Annotated in this window: 9 protein-coding genes; 5 read left to right on the forward strand and 4 right to left on the reverse strand. The window is 64.4% G+C overall.

Going from position 1 to position 10,547, the window contains the following annotated elements; all coding sequences use genetic code 11:
* Positions 1 to 21: 21 nt before the first annotated feature.
* The 4 genes from RBB18_RS06255 to RBB18_RS06270 form a co-directional block, all read right to left on the reverse strand.
* Positions 22 to 2,715 carry a sensor histidine kinase gene (locus tag RBB18_RS06255; protein ID WP_103764118.1) on the reverse strand — a complete coding sequence of 898 codons (2,694 nt, stop codon included), beginning with the start codon at positions 2,713 to 2,715 and terminating at the stop codon, positions 22 to 24.
* Positions 2,716 to 3,015: a hypothetical protein gene (locus RBB18_RS06260; protein WP_306112151.1), complete on the reverse strand. Its 300-nt coding sequence runs from the start codon at positions 3,013 to 3,015 to the stop codon at positions 2,716 to 2,718.
* Complete coding sequence (locus tag RBB18_RS06265; protein WP_103764116.1) at positions 3,012 to 3,380, reverse strand: response regulator transcription factor; 369 nt, start codon at positions 3,378 to 3,380, stop codon at positions 3,012 to 3,014. The genes RBB18_RS06260 and RBB18_RS06265 overlap by 4 nt, the downstream gene beginning before the upstream one ends.
* 83 nt (positions 3,381 to 3,463) lie before the next feature.
* Complete coding sequence (locus RBB18_RS06270; RefSeq protein ID WP_103764115.1) at positions 3,464 to 4,771, reverse strand: helix-turn-helix domain-containing protein; 1,308 nt, start codon at positions 4,769 to 4,771, stop codon at positions 3,464 to 3,466.
* 217 nt (positions 4,772 to 4,988) lie between these two features.
* Here RBB18_RS06270 and RBB18_RS06275 point away from each other — a divergent pair, with 217 nt between their 5' ends.
* The 5 genes from RBB18_RS06275 to RBB18_RS06295 all read left to right on the forward strand — a co-directional run bounded on the left by RBB18_RS06275 (position 4,989) and on the right by RBB18_RS06295 (position 10,350).
* Positions 4,989 to 6,341, forward strand: coding sequence for a substrate-binding protein (locus RBB18_RS06275; RefSeq protein WP_103764114.1), 1,353 nt, complete (start codon positions 4,989 to 4,991; stop codon positions 6,339 to 6,341).
* 134 nt (positions 6,342 to 6,475) lie between these two features.
* Positions 6,476 to 7,507: a branched-chain amino acid ABC transporter permease gene (locus RBB18_RS06280; RefSeq protein ID WP_103764113.1), complete on the forward strand. Its 1,032-nt coding sequence runs from the start codon at positions 6,476 to 6,478 to the stop codon at positions 7,505 to 7,507.
* A gap of 3 nt (positions 7,508 to 7,510) precedes the next feature.
* Positions 7,511 to 8,710: a branched-chain amino acid ABC transporter permease gene (locus tag RBB18_RS06285; RefSeq protein WP_103764112.1), complete on the forward strand. Its 1,200-nt coding sequence runs from the start codon at positions 7,511 to 7,513 to the stop codon at positions 8,708 to 8,710.
* Positions 8,711 to 8,722: 12 nt separating this feature from the next.
* A complete protein-coding gene (locus RBB18_RS06290; protein WP_103764111.1) occupies positions 8,723 to 9,478 on the forward strand; it encodes an ABC transporter ATP-binding protein in 756 nt (251 codons plus the stop codon).
* Between the two features lie 116 nt (positions 9,479 to 9,594).
* A complete protein-coding gene (locus tag RBB18_RS06295) occupies positions 9,595 to 10,350 on the forward strand; it encodes an ABC transporter ATP-binding protein (protein WP_103764110.1) in 756 nt (251 codons plus the stop codon).
* Positions 10,351 to 10,547: the final 197 nt, after the last annotated feature.

The following is a 10,547-nucleotide window of genomic DNA, read 5'->3' on the forward strand; positions in this document are numbered from 1 at the left end:
ACGATTGGATTTATGGCCGCGCTACTGCGCCGCCTCCGCCGCGCCCGCTTCGGCCACCGGAAGGTAAACGCGGAATGCCCCGCCCGTCTGCCCCGGCAGGTACTCCACTCCGCCGCCCAACCGGGCCATGATTTCGCGGCAGATCGCCAGCCCCAGCCCGGCCCCACCGGCCTTGTTCTCGCTCACGCGCGAGAATTTCTCGAAGATCGTCCCCTGCTGACCCGCCGGGATACCGCTGCCATTGTCGATGAAGTCCACCAGCAGCATACCGTCACGCTCGGCCACGCGGATATCCAGCCGCGGCGCGTCGGCATCGCAGTATTTCCGTGCATTCGACATCAGGTTGATGAACACCTGCGCCAACCGGTTGGTGTCGGTGTACAGCCTCACCTGGTCCGCGCCCGCGTCGCGGCCGACCGTCATGCTGTTGTCCGAAAGCCCGGCAGCCGTCTCGGCCCGGTCCAGCAGTGCACCGAGGTTCCCCTCCTCGAGGTTCAGCACGATCTGTGCGTTCTCCAGCACACTCAGGTCCAGCAGGTCGTCCAGGAGCCGCGTCAACCGGATGGCCTCGTCGTGAATGATCGAGGCATAGCGGCGCTGTCCTTCGGGCGGCATCTCGCCCCCGTCGCGCAGGATCTCGGAAAACGCCCGGATCGACGTCATGGGCGTGCGCAACTCGTGGCTGATCTGGCTGAGAAACGCGTCCTTCTGCACCGAGATCTGGGTCAGCTTCTCGTTGACCTGCCGCAGTTGCCGGGCGGTGCGGGCCTGTTCTTCGGTCTTCATCTCCAGCTGGCTGGAATATTCCATGATCTGCGCGGTCTCGTCGGCCACCGCCATCAGGTCCTGCACCGACACGCTGGCGCCGCCCACGATCTGGCTGATCATCGCGTGGGCCGTCGCGGCGCCCACCGAGCCGGCCAGCGACCGCTCCAGCCGGCTCAGAAAATCGGGCGTGGGTTCCGGCAGGTAGCCACTCATGCCCTGTTCGCGCGCCACCTCGCCGAACAGCGCCTGCGCCTCCTGGGCGCCCATGATCCGCTGCGCCATGATCATCAGGTCCTCGCTCTGGACCAGGCCCCCGGTCCAGCCACCCGACGGCGCCGAATGGTCGAACACGTTGACGAACTGCGCGCCCTGCAACCGCTCCACCGGCTGCGGGAAACTGATCAGCGAGACAAAGACGAACACCACGATGTTCAATGACAGGCTCCACATGAAGGCATGCACCACCGGATCCATCCCCGCGGCACCGAACAGAGCTTGCGGGCGCAGCCACGCCAGGCCCAACAGCCCGTTCTCGAGCACCCCCTGCGGCATCACCGCCGAGGCGCCGAAGCTGGGCAGAAACAGGCTGTACATCCAGACCGCAAAGCCGACCGCCAGCCCTGCCAGCGCCCCGCGCCGGTTGGCCCCGCGCCAGAACAGGCCGCCCAGAAGCGCCGGCAGGAACTGCGCCACGCCGACAAAGGAAATCAGCCCGATCGCCGCCAGCGCCGCGCCGCCGCCCGACACCCGGAAATAGAGGTACCCCAGGAAGAGGATCACCATGATCGAAAGCCGGCGCGCCCGGATCGCCACCGCCCGCACGTCGCCCGAGACGACGGCGCTGCCCCCCGTCATATGCAGCCACACGGGCATGACCACGTGGTTCGACACCATCGTCGACAGGGCGATGGCCGCCACGATCACCATCGAGGTCGCGCTGCTGAACCCGCCCAGGAACGACAAAACCGCCAGACCCTCCTGCCCGTTCTCCAGCGGCAGCGTCAGCACGAAAAGGTCCGGGTTCGCGCCCGCCGGGCTGAGGTCGAGGCCCACCGCCGCGATCGGCACGACGAACAGGCTCATCAGCATCACGTAGGTCGGGAAGGCCCATGAGGCGGTGCGCAAATGCCCCTCCTCTTCGTTCTCCACCACCATCACCTGGAACATCCGCGGCAGGCACATGAAGGCCGCCGCCGACAACAGCGTCAGGCCCACCCAGCGGCTGCCCGGAACCTCCCACCGTGCGATGGCGCTCTGGTCGATCCGGGCCAGCGTCTGCTCGACACCGCCCGCGAGCCCCCAGACCACGAAGATACCGACCGCCAGAAGGGCACACAGCTTCACCACCGCCTCGAGCGCGATGGCCATGACCAAGCCGTGATGCCGCTCGTTGGCGTCAAGGTTTCGGGTGCCGAACAGGATCGTGAACACCATCAGGCCGATGGCCACCCACAGGGCCACGCCGGTTTCGCTGATCTCCCCGGTATGGGTCGGGTCAACAGCGGCAAAGGCGGCAAAGGATATCGTCACCGACTGCAATTGCAGGGCGATATAGGGCGTCGACGCGATGACGGCGAGCACGGTCACGAACACCGCCAGCGCGTTGGACTTGCCGAAGCGGCTGGAAATCAGGTCGGCAATCGAGGTGATCCGCTGACTACGGCCGACCCGCACCATCTTGCGCAGGGTCCACCACCAGCCCACCATCACCAACGTCGGGCCAAGATAGATCGTCAGGTATTCAAGCCCCGACCGCGCCGCAAAGCCCACCGCGCCATAGAATGTCCAGGCGGTGCAGTAGATTGATAGCGAAAGCGTGTAAACGATGGGAGAGCGCAGCCAGGTGCCTCGCCCCCGTGCCGCCGCCCGGTCCGCGGCGAAGGCCACGCAGAATAACATCGCCACATATACAAGGCTGACAAGGACAATGACGTTCAGAGCACCCATTCATCCCTCCCGGGACACATGCACCTGCTCGTTCGCGTCGCCGGCGGGATCTCGATTTACGTCCGCATCGGGCCCCGACAACCGCCGCGACACGATCCAGCCCATCCCGATCAGCGCGGTCCAGCACAGGAATATGTAGAACATCACCATCACCGTGCGCGCGCCGTCGCCCGATTTCCACAGAAGCGGCAACACGAAGATTCCCGCGCCCAGCACGGGCAACAGCCGGGCGGCATCCATGGCACGGCGTTGAAAGTAGGCCCGCCGCGCCAGGAAAACCGATCCGCGCTTGGGGCTCATGTCGGCACCAGCGCACGCACGGCGTCCAGCACCTCGGCATTGGAAAACGGCTTGGTCATGTACCGGTTGGCTCCGGCCCGCTCGGCCATCTCGAGGTCCTTGGCCTGGCCCCGCGCCGACAGCATCAGCACAGGCAGGCTTGCAAACTGCGCCTCGGCCCGAATCTCGGACAGGATGTCGAAGCCGCTCTTGCCCGGCAGCATCACGTCCAGGATCACCACGTCCGGCTCGCGCGCGCGGACAGCCTCCATCGCGTTCTGCCCGTTGGCGTGGGTCTTCACCTCCCATCCGTCACGGGACAGGATAAAGCTCACGGCCTCGATGATATTCTGTTCGTCCTCGATCAGAAGCACGGTCTTGCCCATCCAACCGGCCTCCCCTCCGATCAATTTCCTCTCCCGTCCGCCGACTATTGCGAAACTCTTTGGCTCTGTCAAAAGAACATATCCTAGAACGCGTTCTTCAGAACCGATCGCTCTCGCCGCGCCAGGCAGCCTTCGATCGGACAGATCCGGCAGGTCACCCCCACGGGCCGTGCCTCAGCCCGATCAGGCCCGCGCCGCTCGGGCAGCAAAAGCATGTAGGCCCGCGTCAGCGGCGGGTTATCGAACCCTGCCGGCACCGTCTCTTCGGCCACCGCCAAGGCCCTCACCCGCAAATCGCCCTGCAACAGCACCGCCTGCACCGGGCGGGCGGGCTGACCCAGTACCTCGTAAAGCGGCCACATGGCACACCCCGCCCCGCTGCGCGGCGTGGCGAACCCCATGACCGTCTTACGCAGAATTAGCGCCCCCGCGCCATCCACCACGATCAATCCCACCGGCCCCACCATTTCTTCGGGCAGCAAGGCCAGGCGCCGGAACACCTGCGCCAGCGACCTGCCGGTGGCGCGCGCGATAGCGTCGGGCGCCGGGCCATGGGCCGCCAGCTGCGCCTCCATCTCGTCACGCGGCAGCGCGCGGGCATCCTCAAGCACTTGCGTCAGCGCCACCCGGGCCAGCGCCCGCGCCGCTTCGTTCTCGACCTCCGAAACAATCGCCTCGATCCGCGCTTCCGCGCCCCAGCCCTCGAGCTGGGGAAAGTGAAAGTCGTGGCGTTCCAGGAACGCGTGCATTTCGTCCTGCGGCGATGTCACCTCCGCGCCGGCCTCGGGTGCGGCCTCCAGGTAACGCATCAGCGCCTCGGCCCCCTCGGCCAGCCGCGCGCCGTCTTCATTGATATTGCGGTGAAACCGCATCTGCCATTCGGGCTCCAGTTCGCGTGTCTCGGCCAGGATCGAGGCGGTCGACCGGATCGACGTCACCGTGGAAATCACCTCGTGCAGCGTTGCCGACAGTTCCGGGTCATGCGCCAGACGCTCGCTCAACGCCTTGACTGTCCGTTCAAGCGCGTCGCGCTGCTGGCCAAGATCCGCCAGCCGCCCCGCCCAGCCGGGAAAGCGTCCGACGAACTCCTCGACCCTGTCCAGTTCAGGCGCAGTCACGGAGAAATCGCCGCCGGTCTTGGCCTCGCCCGCCGCCTCCTGCAAAGCCGCCAGAAGGTGCGATTGCACGCCTTCGGTCAGTGTTGCGGGCTCGACATTCAGGGCTTCGGCGATCTGCAACAGCGTGCGCCCGCCGATTCGACGCCGGTTATGCTCGATAAGGTTGAGGTAGCTGGCCGAGATTCCCGCCGCCTCGGCCAGTTCGGCCTGCTTCAACCCGGCCACCAGCCGCCGTTGGCGGATGCGCGTGCCTGCCATACCGGTCTCTGCCATTGGCACTTGCCCTTTGAATCAATCGTCTTCGTTTCTGCCTGAAAACTAATTTACAGATTTCTGCACTGCGTTGAAGATTTTATTTACAAAAAAAGCTTTTGCCCCAAGGCGCTTGTTGAACGGTTTTCGACCCCCTCCAATAATGCCGACAGCACACATGTGCATCCGGCCGGGCTTGAGGAGGCCCGTCCAGGAAGAAACTCTAGGGAGGGATTCAATGTCCAAAACTGACCTCACGCGTCGTGGCCTGCTCAAGACCAGCGCCATCGCCGGCGCCGGCGTCGCGCTGCCGACCATCTTCACGGCAAGCTCCGCCGCCGCCTTCACCAACGAACCCACGGGCGACACCGTCACGCTGGGCTTCAACGTACCGCAGTCCGGCCCTTATGCCGACGAAGGCGCGGACGAACTGCGCGCCTATGAGCTGGCGGTCGAGCACCTGAACGGTGGCGGCGACGGCGGCATGATGAACACCTTCTCGTCCAAGGTGCTCGAAGGTGCGGGCATCCTCGGCAAGAAGGTCGAATACGTCACCGGCGACACCCAGACCAAGGCGGACGCCGCCCGCGCATCGGCCAAGTCGATGATCGAGAAAGACGGCGCGGTGATGATCACCGGCGGTTCGTCCTCGGGCGTGGCCGTGGCCGTGCAGGCGCTCTGCCAGGAGGCCGGCGTCATCTTCATGGCCGGTCTCACGCACTCCAACGACACCACCGGCAAGGACCGCAAGGCCAACGGGTTCCGTCACTTCTTCAACTCGTACATGTCGGGTGCCGCGCTTGCGCCGGTGCTGGCCAACGCCTACGGCACAGACCGCAAGGCCTATCACCTGACCGCCGACTACAACTGGGGCTACACCACCGAGGAAGCCGTGCGCGCCTCGACCGAGGCCATGGGTTGGGAAACCGTCGCCGCCGTGAAAACGCCGCTGACGCAGACCGACTTCTCGTCCTACATCGCGCCGGTGCTGCAATCGGGTGCCGATACGCTGATCCTGAACCACTACGGCGGGAACATGGTCAACTCGCTGACCAACGCCGTGCAGTTCGGCCTGCGTGACAAGCAGGTGAACGGCAAGGACTTCCAGATCGTGGTTCCGCTCTACAGCCGCCTGATGGCCAAGGGTGCCGGCGCCAACGTGAAGGGCATCTTCGGCTCCACCAACTGGCACTGGTCGCTGCAGGACGAAGGCTCCAAGGCATTCGTCAAGTCGTTCGGCACCAAGTACGGCTTCCCGCCGAGCCAGGCCGCACACACCTGCTACGTCCAGGCGATGCTCTACGCCGATGCCGTGCAGCGTGCCGGTTCGTTTGCCCCCTGCGCGGTCGCCGAGGCCCTGGAAGGCTTCGAATTCGACGGCATGGGCAACGGCAAGACGCTCTATCGCGCCGACGACCACCAGTGCTTCAAGGACGTGCTGGTCGTGAAAGGGAAAGAGAACCCCGAAAGCGAATTCGACCTGCTCGAAATCGTCGAGGTGACCCCGGTCGACCAGGTGACCTACGCCCCCGATCACCCGCAGATGGGTGGCGCGGAGGCGAGCCTGGGCGAGTGCAACGACGGCGCCTGATCGCACAGGTCTGACCTGACAAGATCCGACGCGGGCGCCCTTGTCGCGCCCGCGTCCACCACCAAGCCGGACCACGCGCCCCGCGCGCGTCCGTGATCAAAACCGGTATATCTGCAAACCCGAGGGGCACCCCGATGGAAGCCATCATCCTGCAAGTTCTCAATGGGCTGGACAAGGGCTCGGCCTATGCGCTGATCGCGCTCGGCCTGACGCTCATCTTCGGCACATTGGGCGTCGTGAACTTTGCGCACGGCGCGTTGTTCATGATCGGTGCGTTCTGCGCCGTCACGCTGAGCCGCATACTCACGCTCTCCCGCACCGTCGTCGACGAAACGCAAACCGACTTCCTCGGAAACCCGCTCGAAGTCCAGGTACCGTATGTCTACGATTGGTTCGGTCAGGCCACGGGCGATGCCATCATCGACTGGGCCGTTCCGCTGTCGATCCTCTTCGCCATTCCGGTGATGATGCTGATCGGCGTGATCATGGAACGCGGGCTGATCAAGCATTTCTACAACCGCCCCCATGCCGACCAGATCCTCGTGACCTTCGGCCTCGCCATCGTGCTGCAGGAAATCATCAAGTTCTACTACGGCGCCAACCCGATCCCCACGCCGGCCCCCGATGCCTTCCGCGGGTCGCTCGATTTCGGCGCCATGATGGGTCTCGATCCCAACGTGGTGATCTACCCCTACTGGCGGATCATCTACTTCGCCTTCGCCGCCGTGATCATCGGCGCGGTCTTCGCCTTCCTGCAATTCACCACCTTCGGGATGGTGGTCCGCGCCGGCATGGCCGACCGCGAGACCGTGCAGCTGCTGGGCATCAACATCGACCGCCGCTTTACCATCATGTTCGGCCTTGCCGCCGCGGTGGCGGGCCTTGCAGGCGTCATGTACACCCCGATCAACTCGCCGAACTACCACATGGGGATGGATTTCCTCGTGCTCAGCTTCGTGGTCGTCGTGGTCGGCGGCATGGGCTCGCTTCCGGGCGCCGTTCTGGCCGGGTTCCTCCTGGGCATCCTGGAAAGCTTTGCCTCCATGCGAGAAGTGCTCGAGATCCTGCCCGGCATCAACCAGATCATCATCTACCTGGTTGCCATCATCATTCTACTGACACGTCCGCGTGGCCTCATGGGCCGCAAGGGCGTCATGGAGGACTAAGCCATGCTCGGTCTCGACAAGAAAGACTTCCGCCTGCTTCTGATCGTGCTGATCATCACCATGCTGGCGCCCTTCATCCTGAACCCCTTTCCCGAAGGCTCCGGCCTGGCGCAGTTCAACGCGGGCTATCCCGACCTGATGCAGCGCTTCGTGATCTTCGGGATCTTCGCCATCGGGTTCAACATCCTCTTCGGCCTCACGGGCTACCTCTCCTTCGGCCACGCGGCCTTTCTGGGGGTCGGTTCCTACGCGGCGATCTGGATGATGAAGCTGGTCACGCTGAACGTCATCCCGGCGATCATCCTCGGCGTGATCATCGCGGGCCTCTTCGCGCTGGCGGTGGGGTTCATCTCGCTGCGCCGCTCCGGGATCTACTTCTCGATCCTGACACTGGCCTTCGCGCAGATGTCCTATGCCCTGGCCTACTCGGTCCTGACGCCGATCACCGGCGGCGAGACGGGCCTTCAGATCAAGTCCACCGACAGCCCGCTGCTGTCGAATCTCGCCGACGGCGAGATCGGCCGCGCCAACCTGTTCGGCATGGACATGCGGGCGGGCTTCGACATCTCCATGGGTGACTGGCTCTTTACGATCAACGCCGGATACTACATCGCGGCGGTCTTCATGATCATCGCATTCTACCTCTCGATCCGCATCTTCCGCTCGCCCTTCGGCACCATGCTGCGCGCGGTGAAGTCGAACCAGACCCGGATGTACTACACCGGCCTCAACGCGCGGCCCTACACGCTGGCGGCCTTCGTGATCTCGGGCATGTATGCCGGTCTCGCGGGTGGCCTTCTGGTGGCGATGGACACGCAGGCCGGCCCCGAACGCATGTTCTGGACGGCCTCGGGCGAGGTCGTCCTGATGACGATCCTCGGCGGCGCGGGCACGCTTATCGGCCCGGTGCTGGGCTCGGGCGCGATCAAGTACATGGAAAACATCCTCAGCAAGATCAACAAGGACATCCTGCACGAATGGTTCGCCTTCATGCCCGATGGGCTCGAGGATTTCGTCATTACCCTCGTCTATCCCTTCATCGGCAAGGGCTGGCACCTGACCCTGGGCCTTATCTTCATGGCCGTGGTGATCTTCCTTCCCGGCGGCCTGGTCGAGGGCGGACAACGCATCGGGCGTCTGCTTCGCGGCAAGAAAGCGAACCCGGACGACGAAAAAGCCACCCAATCCACACCGGCCGAATAAGGAGCGACGACAATGGGTATTCTTGAAGTCAAGAACGTCAACAAGCGCTTCGGTGGCCTGCAGGCCCTGGGTGACGTGAACCTCAGCGTGGCGGAAAACACCTGCCACGCCATCATCGGCCCCAATGGGGCGGGCAAGTCGACCCTGCTCAACTGCCTGATCGGCAAGCTCATCCCGGATACCGGCTCGGTCATGTTCGACGGCCAGTCGGTACTGGGCCGCAAGCCCTACCAGATCAACCAGATGGGCATTTCCCGCGTGTTCCAGACGCCCGAGATCTTCGGCGACCTGAGCGTGCTGGAAAACATGATGATCCCGATCTTCGCCAAGCGCGACGGCGCCTTCCGCATGCACGCGCTGGCGCAGGCCACGAAGGAAAAGGACATCGTCGAGCAGGCCGAGCACATGCTCGAAAGCCTGAACCTCGCCGACGCCCGCCACGACCATGCGGCCGCCATGTCGCGCGGCAACAAGCGGCGGCTGGAAATCGGCATGTGCCTGGCACAGAACCCGCGCCTGCTCTTGCTGGACGAACCCACCGCCGGGATGGCGCGGGCCGATACCAACAATACCATCGACCTGCTGAAGCAGATCAAGGACGAGCGCGACATCACCATCTGCATCATCGAACACGACATGCACGTGGTGTTCTCCTTGGCCGAGCGCATCACCGTCCTGGCCCAGGGCACGCCGCTGGTCGAGGATACACCGGACAAGATCAAGGGCCACCCCAAGGTCCGCGAAGCTTACCTGGGCGAAAGCGCCTGACCGCCATGCCACGAACGCCCCGGACTTGATCCGGGAGCCTGCCCCGGACCTGATCCGGGGCCTCGCCCCCACTGCAAGAGGTCCCGGATCAGGTCCGGGACGGGAGGACACGAAAAATGAACGTCAAACCCGACTTTTCCAAGCACCGCAACCACGCCGAAACGGCGCCCGCTTTCCTGTCGGTCTGGGGCATGCAGGCCTATTACGGCGAAAGCTACATCGTTCAGGACATCTCCTTCAACGTCCACGAGGGCGAGATCCTGGCCCTTCTGGGCCGCAACGGCGCGGGCAAGACCACCACGCTGCGTGCCATCGCCCGCATGGACACGCCGCAGGTCAACCACGGCGAAATCTGGCTGGACCACCAGCCCCTTCACAATATGAAAAGTCACGAAGCCTCGGCCGCCGGCATCGGCCTCGTCCCCGAGGATCGCTGCATCATCCCCGGCCTGACCGTCGAGGAAAACCTGCAACTGGCCCAGATCGCCCCGCCCATCGGGTGGTCCCTCGACCGGCTCTACGAGCTTTTCCCGCGCCTCAAGGAACGCCGCCGCCAGGAAGGCGTGACGCTCTCGGGCGGTGAACAACAGATGCTCGCCGTCGCCCGCGCTCTGGCCCGGGACATCAAGGTCCTGCTGCTCGATGAGCCCTACGAGGGCCTCGCACCCGTCATCGTGGACGAGATCGAAAAGACCCTGCGCATCATCAAGGAACAGGGCATCACCACGATCCTCGTCGAACAGAACGCGGTACGTGCCCTTGAACTCGCCGATCGCTGCATCATCCTCGATACGGGTGGCATCGCCTTCGACGGGACCGCGTCAGAGGTGCTGGAAAACGAAAGTCTCCGCGCCGAGTATCTGGCCATCTGACGCCAACCTCCCTAGGCTGCCGCCAGGAGAACGCCCGCCCCGCCGCCGTCTCAAAGGCGGAGCGGGCCTGCAAGACATTCAAGACCACCGAGGGAGGAACCATGTCCGATAAAACCTATGCGCCCAGTGCCGATTTCGCGGCGAATGCCCATGTCGACGCGGCGAAGTACGACGAGATGTACGCCGCCTCGATCAAG

This window comes from Roseovarius sp. MMSF_3298 (genome assembly GCF_030733705.1).
Classification (GTDB): domain Bacteria; phylum Pseudomonadota; class Alphaproteobacteria; order Rhodobacterales; family Rhodobacteraceae; genus Roseovarius; species Roseovarius confluentis.

What these genes read in the sequence shown, in the direction of transcription:
- RBB18_RS06270 (WP_103764115.1), bottom strand. Translation starts at nt 4,771, where the DNA reads ATGGCAGAGACCGGTATGGCAGGCACGCGCATCCGCCAACGGCGGCTG.
- RBB18_RS06290 (WP_103764111.1), top strand. Translation starts at nt 8,723, where the DNA reads ATGGGTATTCTTGAAGTCAAGAACGTCAACAAGCGCTTCGGTGGCCTG.
- RBB18_RS06295 (WP_103764110.1), top strand. Translation starts at nt 9,595, where the DNA reads ATGAACGTCAAACCCGACTTTTCCAAGCACCGCAACCACGCCGAAACG.
- RBB18_RS06280 (WP_103764113.1), top strand. Translation starts at nt 6,476, where the DNA reads ATGGAAGCCATCATCCTGCAAGTTCTCAATGGGCTGGACAAGGGCTCG.
- RBB18_RS06255 (WP_103764118.1), bottom strand. Translation starts at nt 2,715, where the DNA reads ATGGGTGCTCTGAACGTCATTGTCCTTGTCAGCCTTGTATATGTGGCG.
- RBB18_RS06275 (WP_103764114.1), top strand. Translation starts at nt 4,989, where the DNA reads ATGTCCAAAACTGACCTCACGCGTCGTGGCCTGCTCAAGACCAGCGCC.
- RBB18_RS06260 (WP_306112151.1), bottom strand. Translation starts at nt 3,015, where the DNA reads ATGAGCCCCAAGCGCGGATCGGTTTTCCTGGCGCGGCGGGCCTACTTT.
- RBB18_RS06285 (WP_103764112.1), top strand. Translation starts at nt 7,511, where the DNA reads ATGCTCGGTCTCGACAAGAAAGACTTCCGCCTGCTTCTGATCGTGCTG.
- RBB18_RS06265 (WP_103764116.1), bottom strand. Translation starts at nt 3,380, where the DNA reads ATGGGCAAGACCGTGCTTCTGATCGAGGACGAACAGAATATCATCGAG.